At 28.9% G+C, this 25,661-nt stretch carries 20 protein-coding genes and 1 other annotated feature; all 20 genes read left to right on the forward strand.

Features of this window, described 5'->3' with window-relative positions:
• Window positions 1–201: 201 nt before the first annotated feature.
• The 20 genes from UF10_RS04110 (at window position 202) to UF10_RS04205 (ending at window position 25,655) form a co-directional block, all read left to right on the forward strand.
• Window positions 202–1,896, forward strand: coding sequence for a phospho-sugar mutase (locus UF10_RS04110; protein ID WP_106776544.1), 1,695 nt, complete (start codon window positions 202–204; stop codon window positions 1,894–1,896).
• 251 nt (window positions 1,897–2,147) lie between these two features.
• Entirely contained in the window at window positions 2,148–2,996 is an 849-nt protein-coding gene (locus tag UF10_RS04115) for a YihY/virulence factor BrkB family protein (protein WP_106776545.1), read from the forward strand.
• 142 nt (window positions 2,997–3,138) lie between these two features.
• Window positions 3,139–4,497 carry a 3'-5' exonuclease gene (locus tag UF10_RS04120; RefSeq protein WP_170062445.1) on the forward strand — a complete coding sequence of 453 codons (1,359 nt, stop codon included), beginning with the start codon at window positions 3,139–3,141 and terminating at the stop codon, window positions 4,495–4,497.
• Between the two features lie 705 nt (window positions 4,498–5,202).
• The gene (locus UF10_RS04125; protein WP_106776547.1) at window positions 5,203–5,943 is read left to right on the forward strand and encodes an alpha/beta fold hydrolase; all 741 of its coding nucleotides are present in this window, start codon (window positions 5,203–5,205) and stop codon (window positions 5,941–5,943) included.
• A 27-nt stretch (window positions 5,944–5,970) separates the two neighbouring features.
• The gene (locus UF10_RS04130) at window positions 5,971–6,348 is read left to right on the forward strand and encodes a hypothetical protein (RefSeq protein WP_106776548.1); all 378 of its coding nucleotides are present in this window, start codon (window positions 5,971–5,973) and stop codon (window positions 6,346–6,348) included.
• An 18-nt stretch (window positions 6,349–6,366) separates the two neighbouring features.
• On the forward strand, window positions 6,367–7,044 hold the full coding sequence (locus UF10_RS04135) for a TIGR04282 family arsenosugar biosynthesis glycosyltransferase (protein WP_170062446.1): 678 nt from the start codon (window positions 6,367–6,369) through the stop codon (window positions 7,042–7,044).
• Window positions 7,037–8,122: a phosphotransferase gene (locus UF10_RS04140; RefSeq protein WP_106776550.1), complete on the forward strand. Its 1,086-nt coding sequence runs from the start codon at window positions 7,037–7,039 to the stop codon at window positions 8,120–8,122. The genes UF10_RS04135 and UF10_RS04140 overlap by 8 nt, the downstream gene beginning before the upstream one ends.
• Window positions 8,123–8,201: 79 nt before the next feature.
• Entirely contained in the window at window positions 8,202–8,939 is a 738-nt protein-coding gene (locus tag UF10_RS04145) for a TIGR04283 family arsenosugar biosynthesis glycosyltransferase (RefSeq protein WP_106776551.1), read from the forward strand.
• A 112-nt stretch (window positions 8,940–9,051) separates the two neighbouring features.
• Entirely contained in the window at window positions 9,052–9,522 is a 471-nt protein-coding gene (locus tag UF10_RS04150; RefSeq protein ID WP_106776552.1) for a YbaK/EbsC family protein, read from the forward strand.
• 350 nt (window positions 9,523–9,872) lie between these two features.
• Entirely contained in the window at window positions 9,873–10,514 is a 642-nt protein-coding gene (locus UF10_RS04155; RefSeq protein ID WP_106776553.1) for a YitT family protein, read from the forward strand.
• Between the two features lie 355 nt (window positions 10,515–10,869).
• Window positions 10,870–11,892, forward strand: coding sequence for a type I glyceraldehyde-3-phosphate dehydrogenase (gene gap / locus UF10_RS04160; RefSeq protein WP_106776554.1), 1,023 nt, complete (start codon window positions 10,870–10,872; stop codon window positions 11,890–11,892).
• Window positions 11,893–12,321: 429 nt separating this feature from the next.
• The gene (locus tag UF10_RS04165) at window positions 12,322–16,623 is read left to right on the forward strand and encodes a 2-hydroxyacyl-CoA dehydratase (RefSeq protein ID WP_106776555.1); all 4,302 of its coding nucleotides are present in this window, start codon (window positions 12,322–12,324) and stop codon (window positions 16,621–16,623) included.
• A 69-nt stretch (window positions 16,624–16,692) separates the two neighbouring features.
• The gene (locus UF10_RS04170; RefSeq protein ID WP_106776556.1) at window positions 16,693–18,000 is read left to right on the forward strand and encodes a hypothetical protein; all 1,308 of its coding nucleotides are present in this window, start codon (window positions 16,693–16,695) and stop codon (window positions 17,998–18,000) included.
• Between the two features lie 85 nt (window positions 18,001–18,085).
• Window positions 18,086–18,330: a binding site (T-box leader), on the forward strand.
• Window positions 18,331–18,508: 178 nt separating this feature from the next.
• The gene (locus UF10_RS04175) at window positions 18,509–19,306 is read left to right on the forward strand and encodes an amino acid ABC transporter substrate-binding protein (protein ID WP_106776557.1); all 798 of its coding nucleotides are present in this window, start codon (window positions 18,509–18,511) and stop codon (window positions 19,304–19,306) included.
• Window positions 19,307–19,340: 34 nt separating this feature from the next.
• Complete coding sequence (locus tag UF10_RS04180) at window positions 19,341–19,958, forward strand: amino acid ABC transporter permease (RefSeq protein WP_106776558.1); 618 nt, start codon at window positions 19,341–19,343, stop codon at window positions 19,956–19,958.
• A 10-nt stretch (window positions 19,959–19,968) separates the two neighbouring features.
• A complete protein-coding gene (locus tag UF10_RS04185) occupies window positions 19,969–20,628 on the forward strand; it encodes an amino acid ABC transporter ATP-binding protein (RefSeq protein ID WP_106776559.1) in 660 nt (219 codons plus the stop codon).
• Window positions 20,629–20,994: 366 nt separating this feature from the next.
• Complete coding sequence (locus UF10_RS04190; protein WP_106776560.1) at window positions 20,995–22,146, forward strand: THUMP domain-containing class I SAM-dependent RNA methyltransferase; 1,152 nt, start codon at window positions 20,995–20,997, stop codon at window positions 22,144–22,146.
• Window positions 22,147–22,167: 21 nt separating this feature from the next.
• Entirely contained in the window at window positions 22,168–23,523 is a 1,356-nt protein-coding gene (locus tag UF10_RS04195) for a VCBS repeat-containing protein (protein ID WP_106776561.1), read from the forward strand.
• A gap of 9 nt (window positions 23,524–23,532) precedes the next feature.
• The gene (gene walR / locus UF10_RS04200; protein WP_106776562.1) at window positions 23,533–24,228 is read left to right on the forward strand and encodes a cell wall metabolism DNA-binding response regulator WalR; all 696 of its coding nucleotides are present in this window, start codon (window positions 23,533–23,535) and stop codon (window positions 24,226–24,228) included.
• Window positions 24,228–25,655: a sensor histidine kinase gene (locus tag UF10_RS04205; protein ID WP_106776563.1), complete on the forward strand. Its 1,428-nt coding sequence runs from the start codon at window positions 24,228–24,230 to the stop codon at window positions 25,653–25,655. Before walR ends, UF10_RS04205 begins: the two co-directional genes overlap by 1 nt.
• Window positions 25,656–25,661 lie beyond the last annotated feature (6 nt).

Genomic DNA, 25,661 nt, shown 5'->3' on the forward strand with positions numbered 1-25,661 from the left:
ATAAGTATAGAAAGCTAGATATAAATAGTTATTATTTTTTTTTGGTATTTATAGCATATATTAACTTTTATTAAGTAAACTTTTTATGAAAGATTATTAAATAAAAATTCAGAATTTAAAAAACTCTTCTTTACTTAAGTGGGGAAAAAGCTTAAAATAAGAATAAGATTGAAATAATAAAAATACATAAGGGGTGATTTTATGGATTATATGAAAATTTATAATAATTGGCTTGAATCAGATTATTTTGATAGAGATACCAAGGAAGAACTTTTATCAATTAAAAATGATGAAAAAGAAATTGAAGACAGATTCTATCGTGATTTAGAATTTGGTACTGCAGGTCTTAGAGGTATAGTGGAGGCTGGTACAAATAGGATGAATCTGTATACAATCAGAAAGACTTCTTATGGACTAGCAAAGTATTTTTTAAATAATCATGTTGATGCAAGCGAAAGAGGAATAGTAATAGCACATGATAATAGAAATATGTCTCGAGAGTTTTGTATGGAAGTAGCTCAAACATTTGCTTCAGCAGGAATCAAAGTATATTATTTTGACAATCTAAGAACTACACCGATGCTTTCTTATTCAGTTAGAAAGTTAAACTGTATTGGTGGTATAGTTATAACTGCCAGTCATAATCCACCACAATACAATGGATATAAAGTTTATGGTGAAAATGGTGCACAGATTATGCCAGATGTTGCAGATAAAGTACTAAATGAAATTGAATCAATAAAGGATTTTTCAGATATTCCAACTTTCAAAGAGGAAGATTCCTCAATGATGATTCTTTTAGATAAAAGCATAGATGATGACTTTATAGAAGCAGTCGAAAAAAATCTAATAAGAAAAGAAATGATAAGTGATTATGCAAAAGACTTTAAGGTTGTATATACTCCTTTATGCGGTACAGGTAGAGTAGCAGTTTTAAGAGTTCTAAAAGATAGTGGCTTTGAAAATGTTATCGTAGTTCCAGAAGAAGAGATGCCAGATCCAAACTTTGCAGGTATTAAGACTCCAAACCCAGAGGAAAGTGTAGCTCTTACTCGTGGTATAAATTTACTTAAAAAAGAAGACGCAGATATATTAATTGCCAATGATCCAGATTGTGATAGAGTTGGTGTAGCTGTTAAAAATTCAGTGGGCGAAGTAGTACTTCTTACTGGAAATCAGATCGGTGGTCTTTTAACAGACTATGTAATTGAAGGATTAAAAGAAAAAGATAGACTAGCAGATAATGCTTGTATAATTAAAACAATTGTTACTTCTGAGTTTGGTTCTGATATAGCAAAAGCTAATGGGGTAGATGTTGTAAGTATTTTAACTGGATTTAAATTTATGGGTGATAAAATGACTCAATATGCTCGTGATGGCTCAAAAACTTTTATTATGGGTTATGAGGAAAGTTATGGATACTTAATTGGCGATCAGTGCAGAGATAAGGATGGAGTTGTTGCAACACTAATGATTGCTGAAATGGCGATTTACTATAGAAGTAAAGGTAAAAGCCTATACGAAGCTTTAATAGAATTATATGAAAAATATGGATTTTATAGAGAAAAAACAACTTCAATATACCTAGAAGGCAAAGAAGGTAGTGAAAAAATAGATAGAATAATGAAATATCTAAGAGAAAATCCACTTAAAGAGATTGCATCTATAGATGTTTTAAAGTTAGAAGATTTTAAGTTGGGTGTGGATGGATTTCCAAAATCAAACGTTCTAAAATACTATCTAATAGATGGATCATGGATAGCCTTAAGACCATCAGGAACTGAACCAAAGATAAAGATTTACATAGGTACTCATGATAAATCCGATAAAATTGCTACTGAGAGATTAAATAGTATCGATACTTTTGTTTTAGATATAGTAAAATCAATTAATTAATCTACTAAAAAACATTAAGTTAAAATAATCATTATGATTACTATATATTAATTAAGTAAGAAGGTAAGCAAGGGTAAATTTAAAATTTAATAGAATAGAAAAACTTATAAAGCGTATATATTTGTTTATTATAATCAATATTGCGCTTTGTTTTTTTAAAAATAAATTATTTTATCTTTTTATATCGTAAATAAAATATTTAAGTGCAAAAGACTAGCCAATATGATAAAATAAAGCTAAAGGAGGTTGACATGCAAAAAATTTGGTTAATACTCAAGCCTTTAATTAAACAATTTAATCTACCAGATTTATATTCAAGGACAGCTGAGATGGCTTTTTATTTAACCGTGTCAATTTTTCCTTCAATGATATTTATAATCTGTGCCTTAGCATATATACCAGATGTTAATTTGATCAAAATACAGACCTCACTAGCTCAATTAATTCCAAACGAGGCTTTTATAATTGTTCAAACTCTTATAACATCTGCTGTAAGTAATAGAAGTTTACACCTGTTATTTTTTTCATTCATGTTGGCTACATGGACTTTTTCTAAGGCAGTAAAGTCTATGATTAAAGGACAAAACATGGCTTTTGGGTTTAAAGAAACGAGGTCGTTTATAAAACTAAATATCTTCTGCATTGTATATGCAGTTGGTTTTTTTATAGTAACTTTATTATGTGTTGCATTTTTAGTATATGGTAATAAACTGAGTTTTTTATTTAGAAAGGTTGTAGGTGATTTCTTTATATTGAATTTGCTCTACAACTTAATGAGATATTTAATCCCGATAGCTGTTATGATATATATTTTTATAAATTTATTTACACTTGGTCCTTGTGGAAACTTAAAGTTCAAGCAAGCTATTCCGGGTGCGATTACAACAACATTGTTATGGTTGATATTTTCTTTAATATACTCATTTTATGCGAATTATTTCTTTAAATCAAAAGAAATTTATGGTAGCATATCATCAATTATAATACTTTTAACATGGCTCTATCTCTGTGGTATGGCAATAACTATAGGTTATAAGTTAAATGCTATAATATACCATCAAGAAGCTGCTAGAAGAAGGTCTAATTCAAGAGTTAATTAATTTTTTTAAAATAAAAAGCACTTTTAAAAGGGTGCTTTTTTTATTGCCAATAATTACTATTTTCTTTCATTAAAAAGTCTATTTTATTGATTGTTATATATGCTATAATAGAATAGTAACTTAAAAAATGGAGGAATATAAATTGACAACTACAAAAAATAAGTACAGTACTTGTACGTATTTTCCAAGGGAATATGTTGTTTTAGACCTAGAGGCTACAGGAACGTCTGAGTTTAACTATATAATAGAGCTTAGTGCATTTAAGATTTCAGATGGGAAAATTATTGATGAATATAGCACACTTGTCAAACCACCTAGATATAGATTGTTTAGCAAAAGAAGAAGAAAGGTTCAGTCTTTTTGTGAGAAAAACGGAAAAAAGATTTATTACATAGATAAATTTATAGAAAATCTTACTGGAATAGATAATAAAATGATTAGCAGTGCTAAAAATGAAGCAAATGTAATCAAGGAATTCTATGAATTTATAGGGGAATCCGTACTGGTTGGACACGGAATGGGAAATGACTTAACTATTATAAATAAATCATTCAATAGAGTTCTAAAGAAAGAACTTACTAACAATTATCTAGACACATTTGTAATTGCACTTTTTCTAGATAATAAGGAATATTCACTGGTAAATCTATGCAATCGATTTGGAATTGAGAATCAAGATATACATAGGGCTAAATCAGATGCATATAGAACTTACTTATGCTATGAAGCCTTGATAAAAGAGTTGAAACAGAAGTATCCAAACTCTGTAAATGAGGATTTTATTACTTGGAATACAATTAGACAACAAAAGCAAACAAAGATACTAAAAAATAAGGTAATGAGATCTTTAAATAAAAAAAGATGGTCAGACCTAAAAAAATATATGTTTGAACATGGCAACTGTGAAGAGGTTTTAAATGGTACCAATGTAGTAATATCTAATAAGATAAGCAAAAATGATCAAGAGTATATAGTAAATCAATTGAATCTTATAGATGCCCATATAAGTAACAGACTAGGCATAAAAACAGATTATTATATATCAGAAAAGAAAGAGTTTTCTATTGGTAATATTAATTTAGAAGATAAAAAATTAAGAAAAATTATTAATATGAATAAGAAGGGAAGTCATATTCGTATATTTGACAGTGATGAAGTAATTGAAATTTTCAAAAAAGAATATAATCCTTCATATATCTATGAAGGTGAAAGTTTCAAAAAAATAGATTTTTCAAATCAATATTTCTATATATATAATGATTTTTTATCACTTACAAATGATGAACTGATAGAAAGCATTCAATTAAGGTCTGGGATTGTAACGGACAAGTTAGATAGCAAGGTGAATTGGATAATAGTTGGTGAGAATCGAGATAAAGATATTTTTAATGATTCTTATGAAAATGAAGTTTTTTTATCACTACTTGCTTTTGGTTGTGATATCTCGGTTTCAAATGAAGCATTTTTTATAAAAAGTATTGAAAAAAATGAAAATAACTAATATTAATAAATCTATAATAAGCAGCTTTTTAGTTTAAAACGAAAAGCTGCTTATTTTTTAAAAGAATATCTTTATTGTAAAGTAGTGTATATTTGATTTTAAAGCAAATCTTGCGTATAATATAGATAATGGAAATCTAGTTTTGTAATTTTTATTTTTTAAAGCTATATTAATAGCAGGAGGTAGTGAGATCTAATATTTTTGTATTAATTTATATTCAATGAATATATTAAGAGCAATTTTTTAAAAAATATCTTTAATATACAATTAGTTTATAATTTACTACAGCTTATATTCAATCAAATTCTATAAAAATGATGAATTATTTTTTATAATTCCGTCAGCATTTTACTTATTGAGTTATATATAGGACTTAAGTATATATTTAATAGGCAATATATACTTTTAAATTATAGCTAAACAATATTAATAAATATGAATAAATGCTATGCTTAAAAATATATTTTAGCAAAAATCACTAATATTTTTATATATAAAGCTTAATTTACCTAGATAAATATTACTAAATCCTTGAAAATACTTTTAGGAAAACGGTATAAAACTTTAGAAATATATAGAACTTTGCAAGGAAATAAAAAAATAAATCATTATGATTAAGTGATTGACAATTAATACCTTAAGATGTATATTAGTGGATATAAATAACATTATTAATTATTACTAATTTATTTTTAGGAGGAAAAAATGAAAGTAGATACTTTTGGTAATCCTGAGAAGCCAGTGGCTTTATTAGTACACAGTATTTTTTACCCAGGCGTTACCAGCTATAAATCAATACTTCCAATATTGATTGAAAAATATTATGTGGTAGTACCTAATTTAAATGGACTAACATACCCACACACGGATTTTACATCAACTAGAGAACAAGCAGATGAAATAATAGAGTGGTTAAAGGAAAATGACATTAAGCACATACATTTCTTGCTTGGATCCTCATATGGATCATCAGTTGCTTTTGAAATACTTAAAGAGCAATGGTTAGAGATAGATAATGCTGCGCTTGATTCGCCAGCACTTAAAAATAGTAAATTTCATGGTCTTTTATTTTATCATGAAATGAGAAAAATGGTTAAAAAAATAAAAAGAGAAGGTCTTGAGGCTTTAAAGGAGTCCGTTAAATACAGATATCTTACAAACAAAGATGAAGAATATTGTATGAAAGTATATCAATGTATGGATGAAAAAACACTTAGAGATATTTCTTTTTCATGTTATGAATATATATTACCTTCACAACTATATAGGAAGGGAACAGAAGTTAAATTTTTGTTTGGAGAAAATGATAAAGCAAAAGTAAATCTGCCTGAAGTAAGAAAACTTAAATCAGGTGAAATTAAAATTGTAGATGGTATGGATCATCTTCAGTTTATGTTTGAAAAGCCAGTTGAGTTTCTTGAAGAATGTGGACTTGACTTAGGATAATACATTATTATGCAGGAGGTAAAGACTATGAAAAAAATGTTTTTAGGAGTAGTGCTAGGAGCTGTAGCTGGAGCTGTCGGTTATAAGCTATATAAAGAAAGAGAAGATGAAATAAAAGATTTTTTAGATGAATATATAACAGATGATGACTTTGACGTTGATTCAGTTGACGTTGAAGATTTAGAAGATTTACGTGACTGCATAGATGAAATGATTGATACAAAACTAAATGTTGAGAATTCATTTACTGAAGATAAATTTACATCTACAGATGACTTTGTAAACGATGAAAATAAAGATGATGAAGAATATATCTTTATAAATAATGATGATCATGAAATTATAGATTTAACTAAAGAGTCTTCTAATCAAGAAAGTAAATTTTCAGATAATAATCTAAAGTAAATAGGAGGAGTATTAATTTTGAAAAGAGGTCTAATAATTTTTACTAGGCTACCAATTGCAGGCAAAACAAAAACAAGATTGGAAAAAAAGCTTGCCCAAGATGAATGTGCTTCTCTTCATATAAATATGTTAAAAGATTTAAACGAAACAGCAAAATCAGTAGATGCTGATATTTTTATATCCTTCACACCAAATGGAGATAAAAGTTTAATATCAGAAATTTTTACTGTTAAAAACAAAATGTTCCTTCAAAAAGAAGATGCTGATATATGGGAAAGAATGTTTTTTGCTATGGAAAATGTTTTTAATAGAGGATATGATCAAGTAATTCTTATTGGAGCTGATATTCCAGAGATTACTTCTGGATATATAAACAGCTCTTTTGATAAATTAAGAGATAATGACCTTGTTATAACACCGACAGAAGATTATGGATACTGCTTAATTGGGCTGAATGCTCCAAATAAGGATGTTTTTAAATTACAAGGTTTTAAAAAAGGAAATGTTTTTTCAAATACTTTAAATCTTGCATTTGAGTCTGGAAATACAGTACATATAAATGAAAAGCTTTTAGATTTAGATGAAAGTGAAGACTTGCATATGCTCGTAACTTCAGGAAGATATGACAAAGACTCTTGTAAAAACACATTAAAATATTTGAAAAGTTTAGGATATCAGGAGAAAATCAATGCTTAATATTGATAAGGTGAAAAAGCTTGTAAATACAGCAGAATTTATAGAAAAATATGCTCAGGGGAGAAATTTTCCCCTGAACTTTTATTGTTATAAAGTATCTGTAGAAAATCTTGCAAATGGTGAGTACAATTTTAACTATAAAATAAATATTGTGATAAAATATCATGAAATAGAAGAAATAAATGAAAGTGCAGTTTTTAGAGTAAATTATGGAAGTCAAATGAATTTAGAAAATCAATTAGAGTATGAATATGAAGCTCTTTTGTATTTAAAAGATAGTTCTTTTACTCCAAAAGCAATTTTTCTAGATACTTCCAAAAGCTTAATTGATAAAGATTATCTTGTAATGGAATTTCTTCAAGGCAGAAGCTTAGACTATAAAATTGACTTAGATAAAGCAGCAAATTGTTTGGCTGGAGTACATAAATATAATAAGATTAGAAATTTTGAATTTATAGAAGCAGAAAATCCTTTTGAGGCTATATTAGATGAATGTTACTCTATGTATCAAAAATATCTCGATAGCGATTTATTTGATAGTAGAGTAGATAAAAGAATAAAACTTGTTTTTAATAAAGTGGAAAGTATATTAGAAGATAAGAAAACTTCTTCCAAAGAACTTTTTAATCTAGATAAAACCTTAATAAATACCGAGGTCAACTCTTCTAACTTCATCGTAAATAATAAAGACTGTTACTTAATAGATTGGGAAAAACCAATTATAGGGGAAAAAGAACAAGATTTGGGACATTTTTTAGCCCCAACAACTAGTTTTTGGAAGACTGATATCGTATTTAATAGAGATGAAATTGATTCATTTTTATATGAATACTATCTCATTTACAATAGTTTAGATGTTCAAGATAAAAAAGATGATGATTTTATAAAATTCAAAAGAAAAGTATATGATTATATAATATTCAACTGTCTGAGAGGTTTAACTTGGTGCTCTATGGCTTGGGTAGAATATAATAAGAATGAAAAAGAACTTATAAATGAATTTACTTTTAAAAAACTACAAGGCTATTTAAATATTAGCTTTATAGATAATATAGTAGAAAACTTTATAAATATTTAACTTTGAGTTGCTATATAGTATATTTAATATGTTATTAGCAACTCATAATAAAATACTTATAAAACTAGAGGTATGATGAATGTATAGAAAATTATCAATTATAATTCCAATATATAATGAGTTTGAAAATGTAAAAAAAATAATAAACAACTTGAAAAATATAGATAATATTTATGAGGTTATCTTTTCGGATGCATCGAATGACTATAAATCTAAGAGAGAAATAGTTGAAGCAGATAGGAAAAATAATAGCACTGTCTTTAAGTACGTTCAATCTGCTAAGGGAAGATCCATTCAAATGAATGAAGGTTACAAACATTCAAATGGAGATATAGTAATGTTTCTTCACTGTGATAGTATTGTAGAAGAAAACTTTGCTTCAAAGATTATAGACTCTATTAATAAGAATGTGGAGTTTGGTTGTTTATCTATATATTTTGATGATAGTAGACTTTTGATGAAAATATGTGGATATATGTCTAGGAGAAGAGCTAAAAATAGAAAAATCGCTTTTGGCGATCAAGGGATGTTTTTTACAAGGCATATGTTTGAACTACTTGGAATGTTTCCTGAAATAGCTCTTATGGAAGATTATGAAATGTCTATAAAGGCCAAAAAAATCACTGATTTAAAACAAATAGATTCTAAAATAATAACTTCTTCTAGAAAATATTATTCAAATAAGGGGATATTCAATAAAGGGCTATTGAGCTTTATAGGTATTTTAAAAACAATGTTGGATATGCAAATTTTCCAATATCAATATAGAAAGGGAATATCAGCTGATAACTTATATAAAAGATATTATAAAAATTGATATTTAGACTTCAAATAAGATTATATTTTGAAGTTTAAATATAATTATCGGAAAATTCATAAATATGTGATATAATTATAATAGTACTATTTATAATTTTATGGAGGTTGTTATGAGTTTAGAAAATGTTAAAAAGTATTTTAAAGCTTTTAAAAGAGACAATGATATTATAGTTTTTGATAAGAGCAGCGCAACTGTAGAACTAGCTGCTATGGCACTCAAGACAGAAGAGGCTAGGATCGCCAAAACCCTTGCTTTTATAAAAAATGATTCATTAATTTTAGTTTTAACTTCAGGTGATATGAAGATAGATAATAAAAAATATAAAAATGAATTTGCCTGTAAAGCAAAGATGATTCCTTATGAAGACACGGAGAAACTTATAGGACATCTGCCTGGAGGAATATGTCCATTTGCTATAAAAGATAATGTATTTGTTTATTTAGATGAATCTTTAAAAAGATTTGAAACATCTTTCCCAGCGGCAGGTAGTGCTAATTCTGCAATAGAACTCAACTGTGAAGAGTTGATGAAATACTCTCAGAATTTTATAAAATGGGTGGATATTTGTAAAAGCAAGTGATTCCGTGGTTTAGTTATAGTAAACAAATAAAAAAATTTAAAAAACATAAGTTCATAGATACTAAATTTTTTAGTTATATTGATAAATTTACTTATTAGTTAAAAACTCTATAACAGTTGAATTCAAAAGCTTTTTAAATAGTTTTTATTTTCGAGCTTAAAAAGCCTTAAATCCAAGTCAAAAACTTAACGAAAAAAGTCTTTTTTTGAAATAGTATTTTTGCTATTGTAAAGAGTCTTTTTTTTATGTATAATTAATTAACGTTAAGCTTAACAAATGAATATTAGGTAGGTAGCGCTTCCATAAAGAAGTAATTGCATTTTATTGCAAAAGAAAAGGAAGGTATTTTTATGGACAAACGGTGTGTTATAAAAAAGTTATGTCTAATGACAATTGGTACTTTTATATTATCGTTTGGAGTATATAATTTTTATTATCAAAATAGCATTACAGAAGGAGGAGTACTAGGAATACTTCTAATTCTTAAAAATCTATTTGATGTAAATCCGTCTATATCAAATGTTATAATAGATGGATTATTGATTTTATTAGGATTTAAATTTTTCGGAAAAGAATTTTTCGGATTTACTATATTTGCATCTCTATGTTTTTCAACTATGTATGCCATATGTGAAAAAGTAGGATTTTTAGTTACGATTAATAATAACATTATAGCTGCTATTTTAGGTGGCCTATGCGTAGGAGTAGGGTGTGCTATAATAATGAATGCAGGTGGTGCATCTGGTGGAGATGATGTATTGGCTATTGTTCTATCAAAGATATCAAAATGGAGAATAGGTGTAATATATTTATTAACAGATATCTCTGTTTTATTACTTTCACTTATATATTTACCTTTGGACACAATGGTCTATTCAATAATAGCTGTTATAACAAGTGGTCAAGTGATAGACTTATTATATAAAAATGAGAATGCTTTTATTTCGGAAACTATCTTAGCAGAAAAAGCAGATGAAAAATTAGCAGCATAATTTTATATAGTGTATCACAATATAAGTAAATTCATATTTAAAAGCAGATTATTCAGCTTTTAAAACTATATAACAAACATTTAAGGCTTGATCTATCTTGATTTAGTCTTTATTTATGTAGGTTTTTTCCTATTTTTTTATGTTTTTCTTTGACAAAATAGAATATTTTGCATTTTTTCTTAAATCATTACGAAATATTAAAAAATAGAATATATATATTGCATTATTAATATAAATAGTATACAATAAATATGTAAGAAGAAAATATATTACATACTATTGAGTTGTGATATCGTTTTTTTAGATATTAATGCAACAATAATATAATTATCATATACTATACGGAGGAATTTAAATGAAAATAAAAGTAGGTCTAAATGGATTTGGTAGAATAGGTAGAGCAGTCTTAAGAATAGCAGAAAGTTCAAATGATTATGATTTTGAAGTTGTAGCTATAAATGCAAGAGCAAATGCAGAAACTCTAGCACACCTTTTCCAATATGATTCAAGTTATGGAATTTTCCAGGGTGATGTAGAAGTAAAGAGCGAAGACTGTATATCTGTAAATGGAAGAGATATAGCAATCACTAGAGAAAATCATCCATCAGAAATACCTTGGAAGGATCTAGGAGTTGACATAGTAGTTGAAAATACAGGTAAATTTAAAACTAGAGAAGATGCTATAGGACATATAGAATCAGGTGCTAAGAAAGTTGTTATAACTTGCCCAGCAAAGGATGAAGACATAACAGTAGTTCTAGGAGTAAATGATAAGGATTATGATTCAGATTTACATAATATTATATCAAATGCTTCTTGTACAACTAACTGTCTAGCTCCAGTAGCAAAGGTAATCGATGAAAAGTTTGGAATTGAAAACGGTATGATGACAACTGTTCATGCATATACTAACGACCAGCAGGTATTAGATAAGACTCATAAGGACTTAAGAAGATCAAGAGCTTGTGGAGCATCAATAATACCAACAACTACTGGTGCAGCAAAAGCTGTTTCACTAGTATTACCACAGTTAAAGGGTAAATTAAACGGTTTTTCTCTAAGAGTTCCTACTCAGACTGTATCAATTGTTGACTTAGTTGTAAATGTAAATAAGAAGGATGTTACAGCTGAAGAAGTAAATGCAGCTCTTAAGGAAGCTTCAGAAAATGAATTAAAGGGTATATTAGGATTCTCAGACAGACCTTTAGTATCAGTTGACTATAAGGGAGACGCTAGATCTTCTATAGTTGATGGATTATCTACTATGGTTATGGAAGATGGACTTGTAAAAGTATTATCTTGGTATGACAATGAATGGGCATACGCTGTTAGATCTGCAGACCTAGTTAACCTAATCTGTAAAAAATTAAATAAGTAATCTTGCTTAAATAAGCTAATGGTTTAAAATATTTTAATCCCAATATAGAATTCTGTATTGGGATTATTTTTATAGTTGATTTTAATATTAGTATATATTTTTCATACTATAATCTAAATAAAATATATAAACTTAATATTTCTAACGGTATATTTTGAAACATTAAGAAAGAATATAACTTAAACTGAAAGATATAATAAAGTAAAAACAGAAAAAATAAATATTTCAAATGAGCTTATTACTTGCTTTTGGCAAGTGAGAAATATTCTTAATTTTCAAGTTTATTTACTTTTATTCATTGCTAGTGCGATTTTTATTAAAACTCTGGGTATATATGTTATAATAAGAGGATATAAATGCTACTTAAAAAGTGGTGTCTATATCATTATTTTATGTAATAATTAGATTTTTATTTTAGGAGGTATTAAGATGGAAGGGATCTATAATTTAGGAATAGATATAGGATCCACGACTGTTAAAGCCGTTGTACTATCGGATGAAGAAGATGTTGTATATAAGGAGTATAGAAGACATCTTTCTGATGTAAAAAAAGCTGTCAGCGATCAATTAAAAGATATATTTAAAAAATTAGGTAATATAAATGTTAAAACCGTAATTACTGGCTCAGGTGGTATTGGATTGTCAAAAAAAATAGGAATAAAGTTTGAGCAGGAAGTTATTTCCAGCACAGAATCTATCAATCACTATCATCCAGAAACTGATGCAGTAATAGAATTAGGCGGAGAAGATGCAAAGGTGACATTTTTATCTGGAGGAATTGATCAGAGAATGAATGGAATCTGTGCAGGTGGTACAGGTGCATTTATTGATCAAATGGCATCTCTTCTAAAGACTGATGCTTCTGGTCTAAATGAACTTGCAAAAGACTATAAAGTTATATATCCAATTGCATCTAGATGTGGTGTATTTGCTAAAACAGATATACAGCCACTTATAAATGATGGTGCAAGTAAATCAGATATTGCTATGAGTATATTTAATTCTGTAGTAGTGCAAACAGTAAGCGTTCTTTCTTGTGGTAGAAAAATAGCAGGTAAAGTTGCTTTTTTAGGAGGGCCGTTATATTTCTTATCAGAACTTAGAAAGCAGTTCTCTACTGTATTAAAACTTGACGACGAAGATATTATATTCCCAGATGATGCCCAACTATATGTTGCTCTTGGAGCAGCTCTTTTATCTAAGAAAGAAGAAGCATTTTCTATAAAGGATTTGATTCAAAGAGTAAGCTCTATTGATTCACTTGAGGATGGAAATAGCGAAGAAATAGTTCCTTTATTTAAAGATGAAGATGATTATAGAAATTTTACAGATAGACACTCAAAAGCTACTGTAAAAACACGTGATATAAACACTTATAAAGGTCGATGTTTTCTAGGTCTAGATGCTGGATCTACAACAACTAAGGCTGTATTAATTAGTGAAGACGGAGATATATTGTATACTCACTATGGAAGTAATGAAGGTAGTCCATTAGATATGAGTATAAAGATACTTAAAAATATTTATGAAGTTTTACCTGAAGGTTCAAGTATATCCAGAGCCACTGTTACCGGATATGGTGAAGAACTTATCAAGAAAGCCTTGAGATTAGATGAGGGCGAAATAGAGACAATTGCACATTATAAGGCAGCAAAATTCTTTGATCCAAAAGTTGATTTTATTTTGGATATTGGTGGTCAAGATATGAAATGTCTAAAGATAAAAAACGGAGTAATCGATCAAATAATACTTAATGAAGCCTGCTCTTCAGGTTGTGGTTCTTTCTTAGAGTCTTTCGCTAAGTCACTTCATATGGATGTCGTTGATTTTTCAAAAGAAGGTATTTCGGCTGATAATCCTGTTGATTTGGGATCTAGATGTACAGTTTTTATGAATTCAAGAGTTAAGCAGGCTCAAAAAGAAGGTGCTACAGTTGCAGATATATCTTCTGGTCTAGCTTACTCAGTAGTTAAAAATGCTCTTTTCAAAGTTATAAAGTTAAGAGATGTTGAGGAGCTGGGTCAAAATGTGGTTGTTCAAGGTGGGACATTCTACAATGACTTGGTACTTAGATCATTTGAGATACTTACAGGCAGAGAAGTAACTAGGCCAGATATAGCAGGGCTTATGGGAGCTTTTGGAGCAGCATTGATTTCAAAAGAAAACTTCAAGGGGATTAGATCTAATATACTTAATATAAATCAGCTAAATGACATCACTGTTGAATCAAGTGTAACAAGATGTAAGGGTTGCCCTAATAAATGTCTTTTAACTATAAATAAATTCTCTGAATCAGAAATATTTGTTTCAGGAAATAGATGTGAGGTTGGAGAAGCAATATACACTAATTCAAAGGTAAGGAAAGATAAAGATGTAATTAATCTGTATCAGTATAAGTATGATAAATTATTTTCTTATAAATCTCTAGATAAAAAACTTGCTCCTAGGGGAGAAATTGGAATCCCAAGAGTTCTAAATATGTATGAAAATTATCCATTTTGGCATACTTTTTTAACAGAACTAGGCTTTTCAGTAGTTTTATCTAGTAAATCTTCAAAGAAAATATTTGAAAAAGGGATAAGCTCGATAGCATCAGATACAGTTTGTTATCCTGCAAAGCTTGTACATGGTCATATTGAAGATTTAATTGAAAATGGAATTGAAACTATATTTTATCCATCCATAACTCATGAGTTTAAAGAGGATAAAAATTCTGACAATCACTTTAACTGTCCAGTAGTAACTTCATATCCAGAAGTTATCAAAAGTAATATGGACTCAATAGATGAAAATAATATTAAATTTATAAACTTCTTTATCACACTAAATGATAAAGAAAAATTAAAAAAGAGAATTTATGGTGCTATGAAATATCATTATCCTGATATTTCAAGAAATGAAATAAATAATGCTGTAGATAAAGCGACTAAAGCATACGATGATTTTAAGGAAGATATTAGACAAAAGGGTGAAGAAGCGGTAAAAACTTTAACGGAAGAAAATAAAAAAGGAATAGTTCTTTCAGGACGTCCATATCATATAGACCCAGAAGTAAATCATGGAATACCAGAGTTGATTAATTCACTTGGAATGGCGGTTTTAACAGAAGATTCCGTGTGTCATTTGGCAGATATGAAAAGACCTCTTAGAGTTGTTGACCAGTGGGTATACCACTCCAGACTCTATAAAGCAGCGGCTTTTTGTAATGAACATGATAATTTAGATATGGTTCAATTAAATTCATTTGGCTGTGGCTTAGATGCTGTTACAACTGAACAGGTGGAAGATATACTAAATGAAAGATCAAAGATACATACAGTTATAAAAATAGATGAGGGTAACAATCTTGGTGCAGCAAAGATTAGACTTAGATCTTTAAAGGCTGCTATTAACGAAAGAGAAAAAAGTGGAATAAAGCCTTCAAAGATAGAGCCTAAGCCTGTTGAATATCAGAAAAATACTAGATTAAATCCAGAACATACACTTTTAGCGCCACAAATGGCACCAATACAGTTCCAGTTTATAGAAAAAGCCGTACAAAATTCAGGTCTAAAAGCAGTTGTTCTTAATGAAAATTCCTCAGAGATAATAGAAGAAGGTCTAAGATATGTAAACAATGATGCTTGCTATCCAGCTATAATAGTTATAGGGCAGATAATACATGCACTTAAATCTGGCAAATATGACCCTGAAAATACAACTGTATTGATGAGTCAAACAGGCGGAGGATGTAGAGCAACAAACTATATCGCTTTTCTTAGAAAAGCACTTAAGTCTGCAGGATTTGAAAATGTAGCCGTTGTATCTATTAGTGCACAAGGAGTAGAGGATAACGGACTCAAAGAACATGTAAGTCTATCACTACTTAACAAATTAGTAATGGGTATAATATATGGAGATCTTTTAATGAAGGTCCTACTAAGGGTTAGACCTTATGAAAAATTCCATGGAAGTGCAAATGCTCTTTATGAAAAATGGGTAGAAAAATGTAAAAATTCTTTGGCAAATGGAAATATGAGAGAATTTAAGCAAAATATAAATCAAATTGTTAGAGACTTTGATAATTTGGAAATAACAAATGAAAAGAAACCTAGAGTTGGTCTTGTAGGAGAAATTCTAGTTAAGTTCAGCCCAATTGCTAACAATGACTTGATTTCTATACTAGAAAAAGAGGGTGCTGAGGCTGTTGTTCCAGAGTTGTTAAATTTCTTCTTAGCAGCTGCATATAATACAGTCTATAAAAAAGATAACCTTGAAGGTACTTTTAAATCTATGGTTGGTGGAAAAGCAGTTGTTAAGATAATCGAAACTTATCAAAGAACTTACTACTCAGCCCTTAGAAAAAGTAAAAGATTTGAAGCTCCTCAAAGAATTTCTGACTTAGCAAATCACACTAAGAGATTTGTTTCACTTGGTAACCAAACAGGAGAAGGTTGGTTGCTTCCAGGAGAAATGCTTGAACTTTTAGAGTCTGATTGTAATAATATAGTTTGTATGCAACCCTTTGGCTGCTTACCAAACCATATTATAGGAAAGGGTGTTATAAAAGGTATTAAAAAAGAATATAAAAAGGCTAATATAATACCTATTGATTACGATGCTTCAGCTACATCTGTCAATCAGCTAAATAGAATTAAACTTATGCTTTCTACAGCCTTTGATGAAATAAATGGAAAAATTGAAGAAAAAAATGACTTCAAGCCAATCGATTTAAATTCGGCAAGTAGATAGTATATAAAATAGTATGCCTTATAATTAAGGCATACTATTTTCTTAAAAATTTTTAATAAAGGGGTAATTATGAATATAACTAATGAAGCTATTGAGTCACTTTATAAGGATAATCTAATAAATGAGGAACTTATTATATATAGCGGTAAGTTTTGTATATATACAGATATACAAATAAAATGTGACGGTATAATATACTATAAAATTACAGACCCCGTAGCAATTAATTTCAAGGCCGATGTCTTCCAATATGAAGACTTGCTTGATAAACTTGATGAGCAGTCACTAGATAATGTCAAATTAGAAATTACAGGATACAAACTCATAGACGCAGAAATTGTTTCCTTTAGCAATGGAAGAATAAAAGGATATGTAAATGATTTACTGATGAAATCAAAAGATAGTACAGTAGATTATATACAATTTGACATAGTTAATATGGATAAAATACCAGGTAAATTGGTAAATTACGGGGAATTAGTATATGCTGGGAGAATCGAATTCTCTATAAATGAATTTAATATTGTTATAGATAAAAGTTATGACTACAATAAAGAACTTCATGGAGAACTTGTATCAAAGAACGCTTGTATTATAACTCATACTGGGAGAATATATAAAAATGATTTCGAAGCTTTTAAAACTAAAAATATTGATGGTTTAATCCATAGAATAGCTACAGCTATGAGCTTTGCCTGTGGTAGGTATATCAATATTCCATATGCATATGGATATAGAAAAAACAAAAATACATACAGAGCTTGGTATAGGATGTTATCTAGTGATTATAGATTTGTTTTCAAATGGACAACCACAATTGCCAACTATCATAATTTTGAAAAATATCTATCCATAATGTGTAAAAAATTAGAAAACGACTATTATAATGACGCTATTACCAGCATAATCGATTGGTATATAGAAGCACTAAATGGTTTAAATATGGGGAATAATGTAATTTCTATACAAACTGCATTAGAAATGCTATCTTATGTTGTTTTGGTTGAGGAAGAAGAGTTTTTCTCACAAAGTGAATATGACTCGCACATCGCTAGCCATAATATAAGATCCCTATTAAAAAAATGTAAAATTGATTATTCAATACCAGATGGTGATTGTTTTTCAGATGAGATAAAAGAATCATTTGATGATGGAGTTGATTTAATTACTTATTGTAGAAACTCAGTTGTACATCTTAGCAAAAAGAAAAGAAATGTAGATTTAGAGTTTGAAGAAATATGGAGTGTTATTCTTTTAGGTGTTAATTATATAGAATTATGTATTTTATATATAATTAACTACAGAGGGGAGTATACCAATAGGTTTAAGGACTTTTATTTCGGTGATATAGAAATTGTACCTTGGGCAAAAAAATAGAATTTTAAAAACTTTATATTATTTTATAAAATTTACTTGACAATTATCAGAATTTGTAATAAACTCAATACAACATCAAAATAACTTAATGACATTGATGAGAAATAGTAATTATGTTGATTTAAACAGAGAGTTGCTGGTTGGTGAGAAGCACATGTATGACACATAATGAACACATCTCGGAGTCTGGTACCGAATTTAAGTAGGCTATCACGGGAGCACCCGTTACAGTGCCAGGGTATGATTGTACCTAGTGAGGTCATTATCGTGAGGTAATGATAAATAGAGGTGGGAACACGAAGTATTGTAATTGATACTCTCGTCCTCTGACAGAGTCAGAGGATGGGAGTTTTTTTTATTTCTTTTTTTAAAAGATTGAATATTAAAAGTGTTAGAAAAATTCTAATTAAAATTGCGCGCATCACGAAATTAAGGCTTCCATACTCTAAGACTCAGATAAATCTTGATAAATATAAATAGAATGAATTAACTGTAGGAGGTATTTAAAATGAAAAAATCAATTTTTAAAAAAATATTACTAGCTACTTTAGGAGTAGTATTAGTATCGAGTCTAGTGGCATGTGGTTCAGATAAGGAAGAAAAAACGAAAGATGTTGCAAAAGATAAGGAAATAATAGTTGGATTGGATAATACATTTGTTCCAATGGGATTTTTAGATAAAGATAACGAGCTTGTTGGCTTTGATATAGACCTTGCCAAAGAAGCTTTTAAGAGAGCTGGCTACAAAGCTAAGTTTGAAAATACAGATTGGTCTATGAAGGAACAATCTCTAAAAAATGGAAGTGTAGACTGTCTATGGAATGGATACAGCGTAACAGATGAACGTAAAGAAAAAGTTGCTTTTTCTAAACCTTATTTAGATAATAAGCAAATAGCAATCAGCTTATCTAAAGAAGCATTCAAGAATTTAATGGATCTAAAGGATCAGCCAGTAGGAACTCAAGCAGCATCTTCAGCATTAGAAGCTATAGAAAATGATAAAGATTTTATAGATATCATCAAAGATAAGAAACCTGCTACATATGACACTTATGACAAAGCCCTTAGAGACTTAGAAATTGGAAGAACTAAAGCGGTTATAGGAGATGAAGTATTATTGAAGTACTATATAAAACAAAGAGATCCTGAAAAATATAAAGTTCTTGAAGGCGATTTAGGAAGCGAAAAATATGCGGTTGGCTTTAGAAAAGACGACAATGAATTAAGAGAAAGTATTGATAAGGCTCTTGATGAAATGAAAGAAGATGGAACTTTTAAAAAGATAGAAGATAAATGGTTCAAATAATTTTTAAAAAAAGTAACTAGGAGGAAATAAATAAATGATTGATGGAGTGAAGATAGTATTGGAATTATTCTTTTTTACAACTATATTTTCAATACCACTAGGAATAGGAATTGCCTTTATAAGAATTTCAAAAAATAAAGTAGCCAGAAGTGTTACAAGCCTTTATATTTGGATTATGAGAGGTAGCCCTTTATTATTACAAATGATGTTTCTATATTATGGACTTCCGCTTTTAAGCGATAAACTTGTATTTGATAGAATGCCAATTGCTATAATAGCATTTTCAATAAACTATGCAGCTTATTATGCTGAAATATTTAGATCTGGACTTGAATCAATTGACAAGGGTCAATTTGAAGCGGCACAGGTATTAGGCTTTGACAAATTAACTATGTACAAAAGGATTATTCTTCCACAAGTAATTAAAAGAGTTCTTCCGCCAATATCAAATGAATTCATAACACTTGTAAAAGATACTTCTTTGGTATATATATTAGGTCTTAATGATTTGTTAAGAATAGCTACGGCAGCAAGCAATAGAGAAGCAAGTCTAATGCCATTTGTATATGCAGCAGTAATATACTTAGTAATGACGGCAATACTTACAAAGTTACTATCTATTGTTGAGAAGAAATATTCATATTATATTTAGGGGTGTTAAAATGTTAAAAGTTGTAGATTTAAAAAAGAGTTTTAATAGTACGAATGTCTTGAAAGGAGTCTCATTTGATATTTCTGCAGGAGAAATTGCCGTAGTACTTGGTAAATCTGGTGCAGGCAAAACTACTCTTATGAGATGTATAAATGGACTTGAGTCATTTGATAGTGGGAAAATTATAGTAGATGATATTCAAATTAATAAAAGCTCTGATATGAAAAAAATAAGAGGTCAGGTTGGAATGGTCTTTCAAAATTTCAATTTATTTCCTCATCTTACTGTTTTAGAAAATATAATAGAGTCTCCTATAAATGTTTTTAATAAAAATAAAGAGGAAAGCATTAAATTAGCTATGGATTTACTTGAAATGGTTGACCTATCAGATAAAAAAGATTTCTATCCTTTTGAACTATCTGGAGGCCAGCAGCAAAGAGTAGCAATAGCAAGAAGTTGTGCCTTGATGCCAAAAGTTTTATGCTTTGATGAACCTACATCAGCTCTAGACCAAGAAAATATAGAAAAAGTAATTGATATTATAAAAGCCTTCAAAAAAAGAGGAATGGCTATACTAATAATTACTCATGATACTGTTTTTTCAAAGAAAATAGCAGATAAAACTCTTTATATAGAAGATGGCTTATTGATAAATAAGACTTCAGTTTAGAAATTTTGTTTTAGTTAGATCCATCAATCATTATAAATCCCCATTGTCGTAATTTACGATGGTGGGGATTTTATATGTTTATATAGAATGTATAATTTTTTTAAATTAAGTAATAAAAGAATTTTACACAGCAGAAAAGTAACTTTATTCTTTTTATATCACTCAAAAAGTCATATAAAACTTTATATAAATATATACTTTTAAAAAACTATGAGGATATTTTTATATCAATATTATTTGATTAAGTTTAAAAAGAATCAATCAAATATAGCATATCTTTTCAAGTTATACTCTTGTATGATATAATTGAAATATTGGATATTTATAGATATAAATATGGAAAATAATATATTACTTGGAGGTACTATGGATTATAAATATACGTTAATTTCGCCGTGTTTTTTTGGTATGGAAAAAATGTTGGCAAATGAAATAAAAGCTCTCGATTTTGAAATTGAGAAAACAGAAGATGGAAGAATTACATATAAAACAGATAAATATGGAATCGCAAAGGCAAATATGTGGCTTAGATGTGCAGAGAGAGTAAATCTTAAGGTTGCAGAGTTTAAGGCTAAATCATTTGAAGAGTTGTATGATAAGACGAGATCAATAGATTGGTCAAGATTTATTCCTTATGGAGCAGAGTTTCCTGTTTCAAAGGCTTCTTCTATTAAATCAAAACTTTACTCTACTCCCGATATACAGTCTATTGTAAAAAAGGCAGTTGTTGATAGTCTTAAGGAACATTATCAAGAAGAGGGGATGCTAAAAGAAGATAAAGAAAAATATCCTATATTTGTATTTATTCATAAAGATAAAGTTGTTTTATCAATAGATACAAGTGGTACTGCCCTTTATAAAAGAGGGTATAAAGAAAAATCTAATAAGGCTCCTATAAGAGAAACTCTTGCAGCAGGTCTAGTATATCTAACTCCTTGGAGAGCAGGAAGAACTCTTGTCGACCCAATGTGTGGCTCTGGTACTATACTTATAGAAGCGGCTATGATTGGAATGAACATGGCACCTGGATTAAACAGAGAATTTATATCTGAAAAATGGAGAACAATAGATAAGAAAATTTGGTGGGATACTAGAAAAGAAGCATTTGAACTACTTAAAGACGATGAAGACTTCACGATTTATGGATATGATATAGACCCTGAATCTATAAAGATAGCAAAACATAATGCAGAACTCGCCGGTGTAGAAAACTACATAAAATTTGAAGTGGGGGATGCAACTAAGTTTACTAGTGATGAAGAATATGGCTTTCTTATAAGTAATCCTCCATATGGAGAAAGACTAGAAGATGAAGAAAGTATAAAGATACTATATAAAGAACTTGGTTATATGTGTAGAAAGCTTAAAAACTGGTCATACTTCATCATTACTTCTTTTGAAGAGTTTGAATATGAATTTGGTCAAGACTCTACTAGAAAAAGAAAACTATATAATGGTATGCTAAAGACTTATTATTATCAGTATCTAGGTCCAAAGCCACCTAGAAAAGAAAATTAAAAATAAAGGAGGCTTGATAAATTGAAGATTAGATATAAAGTTTGTATGCTTTTTTCTTGCTTATTTTTGTCTGCTTTTTTGACAGGATGTAAGACAGAATCTATGAAATCACCAGAAAAGCTCTTGGAAAAACCAATCACAAATGAGTTTAACTATAAAATATATAATGAAATAAGAAAATTAACTCCTATAGACACTACATTTGTTCTTCCTAAAAATGCTATTGATGTTGGCAGAATTAATAAAGTTGATTTAAATTCAAATGGCAATAAGGAAATTGTTGCTTTTAAAAAAAGAACTAATGAAAACCAAGGCCTAAACAGTATATATATGTATATATTTGAAAGTCAGGGTGATTCAATTGTAGATGACTCTGAGAAAATGGTTAGAATCTCTGGAGATACTATAAAATATGCTAACTTCATAGATTTAAATAATGATGGGAAGAAAGAAATTGTCTTACATATATCCAACAGAGGATTTGAAAATGTATATATCTATGAATATAGCAATAATGTAGTAAAGAAAAAAGCAGAATATAATACTTCTAAGTATTCTATAAGGCTAAACTTCTTTGACTATAATGACGATGGTAAAAAAGAATGCTTGGCTGTACTTCAAGATTTAACAAGCTATGATGTTATATTCTCAAAAATGGATGTTATTGATGGAGATATTATATTTAATAAGTTTGAAACCTCTAAAAATATAGACAGTCTAGATAAGGTGGATATTGTAAATGGAAAAGTTGCAAAAGATTTAAATGGAAGTATTTTTATGTATCAAAGTTTTAATGGTTCTGTAATATCACAAGTTTTGATATATAAAAACGGTAAATTCATTAAAACCTTAAATGAAGAAAATCCTAAGTTGAAAAATCCTTTCTTTATGAGACCACAGGATATTGATGGAGATGGTGTTTTAGAAATACCTAAGATTGAGTTTAAGTTCTCTAACAATACACCTAAAGAGTCTAATGTTGTAACCTGGTATAAATGGAATGGTGATCAAAGTGAGAATAGTCGCCTAGATATTTCAAAGCAGATTTTTTATTGCTATGATTATAATTTTAAGGTAGAGGGGCCATCGAACTTAAATAATAAATTCTTTATACAACAAAAATATCGTCAGGATAATAGTGTATTTGAATTTTCATATAAAAATTCAAATAAAAAGCTAGAAAAACTATTTAACATTACAGTTATTGTTAAGAACGGAGAAGACTTAGATAAAAAGAAATCAGAACAAGAGAATAATATACTCTATGAAGATGAACAATATATTTATTTGTATAATCCTACAAATAGTAAATACTTGGATAAATATAAAATCGATTTTAACACTGTAAAAAAACATTTTGAAATTATAAATAGGTAGGGAGGAAATATGGAAAAGATTTTGATTTTAGAAGATGAAATTGGCATTAGAAGCTTTGTTAGCATCAATCTAAAAAGAGAAGGATATGAAGTAATTGAAGCTGGTACTGGAGCAGAAGCTATAGAAAAACTTGACTCAGAAAAAAACATTTCAGTAGCTCTTTTAGATATCATGCTGCCAGATATGAGTGGTATTGATGTTTGTAAATATGTGAGAGAAAATCACGATAATATTGGTGTTATTATGCTTACAGCCAAGTCTCAGGAAGAGGACAAAATAGAAGGTCTTGTATCTGGAGCAGATGACTATATTATTAAACCTTTTAGCATTAAGGAGCTTCTTGCAAGAGTGGCAGCCCTTATAAGAAGAGTAAAGAAAAATAATGATTCAAAGAAAAATAATTTGATAGATTCACCACCATTTTTATTGGATCAAAATAAAAGAAAATTATTTAAAAATGGAGATGAAGTAGACCTAACTCCTACTGAATTCTCAATAGTAAAATACCTTATGCTCAATGACAATCAAAGCTTGAGTAGAGAGCAGATATTGGATGAAGTATGGGGATCTGTCGTTTTATATGACTATAAAATAGTTGACGTAAATATAAGAAGAATAAGAAATAAAATTGAAGACGATCCTTCTAAGCCTAAATATATTCAAACAATTTGGGGCTATGGATATTCATTTAGGAGAGGGGAATAATGGTTTTACATTTTGGTGGATTAAGAAAAAAAGTTTTAAAAAATTTCATCATTGTTATACTATTAGTAGTTTTATCCTTTGAGGTAATATTAATATTATTTGCAACTAGACATTACTATACATCAGTCAAACAGGCTCTTATGTCACAGGTTGCGTATACAAATGCTGTGTACAACTCAACTTCTTCCGACAAAGTAAACTTTTTAGATAAGGCAGAAGCTGTATTTGAAAATCAAGGCTACTCTCAAAACAATAAAATAGCAATAAATGTTATAGATAAAGAAGGAAACATTCTTATTGAACAATATGGATTTAAAAGCAATAATAAATGTCAATATGTAGATGTGAAGATGGCCATTAGAAATTCTAATAATATCGTTCCCTATACCTATACTGAAAAAGATACAAACGAAAAAGTAATGAGTGTATCTGTTCCAATAAAGGTAAATGGCATAGTTGAGGGCGTTATAAGGTACAGTATATCTATGAAGTATATAGATAAAGAAATAATAAAAATAGTAGCATATCTATTTCTATTAGGTGTATTAATATTGATGTTTAGTGTTGGTCTTAGTTTGAAATTTGCAGATAGTTTAATAGAACCTCTCAGTGAGTTAAAGATTTTTTCAAATATGCTTGCAAAGGGAAATTACAATATCAAAATGAATAAAGAAAGAATATCAGATGATGAAATAGGCGAACTTGCTAGAACATTTGAAAATATGGCTCAGGAAATTCAAAAGAGTGAAAAATTAAAAGATGAATTTATTTCATCAATATCTCATGAACTTAGAACTCCGCTTACATCAATAAACGGTTGGAGTGAGACATTACAACTTGATAATATATCTAAAGAAGAGCTTAGTATGGGACTAAATATTATACAAGATGAAGCTCAAAGACTTATAAAACTAGTAGAGGAGCTTCTTGATTTTTCTAGATTATCCTCTGACAGAATAAAACTAAATGTAGAGGAAGTAAATATAGAGACTTTAGTTGTTAGCGTAGTTAATCAATTGAGGTCAATGGCGGTTGAGAAAAATATCAGGCTCACATTTGAATTTGTAAATCAGAATATGAAAAATATATATGCAGATAAAAATAGATTACGTCAAGTCTTAATTAATTTGCTACAAAATTCTATTAAATTCACACCTAATGATGGAAATATATTTGTAGGTGTAAATCAATTTGATCATACAACTGAAGTAGTAGTTAGAGATAATGGTATCGGAATCTCAGAACAAAATCTTTCCAAGGTCTCTAGCAAATTCTTCCAAGAAGACTTTCACAAGTCAGGAAGTGGCCTAGGTCTTGCCATCAGTGATGAAATTATTAAGCTTCATGGAGGTAAAATGGTCATAAGAAGCAAGAAGGATGAAGGAACAGAAATTACATTTAATGTACAAAATGACAGTAGAAAATAGAATATA

This window comes from Peptostreptococcus russellii, from assembly GCF_003012055.1.
Lineage (GTDB): Bacteria > Bacillota > Clostridia > Peptostreptococcales > Peptostreptococcaceae > Peptostreptococcus > Peptostreptococcus russellii.

Excerpts from the sequence above, each read along its gene's own strand:
- UF10_RS04155 (WP_106776553.1), top strand. The coding sequence starts at position 9,873 with ATGGACAAACGGTGTGTTATAAAAAAGTTATGTCTAATGACAATTGGT.
- UF10_RS04145 (WP_106776551.1), top strand. The coding sequence starts at position 8,202 with ATGTATAGAAAATTATCAATTATAATTCCAATATATAATGAGTTTGAA.
- gap (WP_106776554.1), top strand. The coding sequence starts at position 10,870 with ATGAAAATAAAAGTAGGTCTAAATGGATTTGGTAGAATAGGTAGAGCA.
- UF10_RS04140 (WP_106776550.1), top strand. The coding sequence starts at position 7,037 with ATGCTTAATATTGATAAGGTGAAAAAGCTTGTAAATACAGCAGAATTT.
- walR (WP_106776562.1), top strand. The coding sequence starts at position 23,533 with ATGGAAAAGATTTTGATTTTAGAAGATGAAATTGGCATTAGAAGCTTT.
- UF10_RS04125 (WP_106776547.1), top strand. The coding sequence starts at position 5,203 with ATGAAAGTAGATACTTTTGGTAATCCTGAGAAGCCAGTGGCTTTATTA.
- UF10_RS04115 (WP_106776545.1), top strand. The coding sequence starts at position 2,148 with ATGCAAAAAATTTGGTTAATACTCAAGCCTTTAATTAAACAATTTAAT.
- UF10_RS04190 (WP_106776560.1), top strand. The coding sequence starts at position 20,995 with ATGGATTATAAATATACGTTAATTTCGCCGTGTTTTTTTGGTATGGAA.
- UF10_RS04170 (WP_106776556.1), top strand. The coding sequence starts at position 16,693 with ATGAATATAACTAATGAAGCTATTGAGTCACTTTATAAGGATAATCTA.
- UF10_RS04180 (WP_106776558.1), top strand. The coding sequence starts at position 19,341 with ATGATTGATGGAGTGAAGATAGTATTGGAATTATTCTTTTTTACAACT.
- UF10_RS04175 (WP_106776557.1), top strand. The coding sequence starts at position 18,509 with ATGAAAAAATCAATTTTTAAAAAAATATTACTAGCTACTTTAGGAGTA.
- UF10_RS04185 (WP_106776559.1), top strand. The coding sequence starts at position 19,969 with ATGTTAAAAGTTGTAGATTTAAAAAAGAGTTTTAATAGTACGAATGTC.
- UF10_RS04130 (WP_106776548.1), top strand. The coding sequence starts at position 5,971 with ATGAAAAAAATGTTTTTAGGAGTAGTGCTAGGAGCTGTAGCTGGAGCT.
- UF10_RS04205 (WP_106776563.1), top strand. The coding sequence starts at position 24,228 with ATGGTTTTACATTTTGGTGGATTAAGAAAAAAAGTTTTAAAAAATTTC.
- UF10_RS04165 (WP_106776555.1), top strand. The coding sequence starts at position 12,322 with ATGGAAGGGATCTATAATTTAGGAATAGATATAGGATCCACGACTGTT.
- UF10_RS04110 (WP_106776544.1), top strand. The coding sequence starts at position 202 with ATGGATTATATGAAAATTTATAATAATTGGCTTGAATCAGATTATTTT.
- UF10_RS04150 (WP_106776552.1), top strand. The coding sequence starts at position 9,052 with ATGAGTTTAGAAAATGTTAAAAAGTATTTTAAAGCTTTTAAAAGAGAC.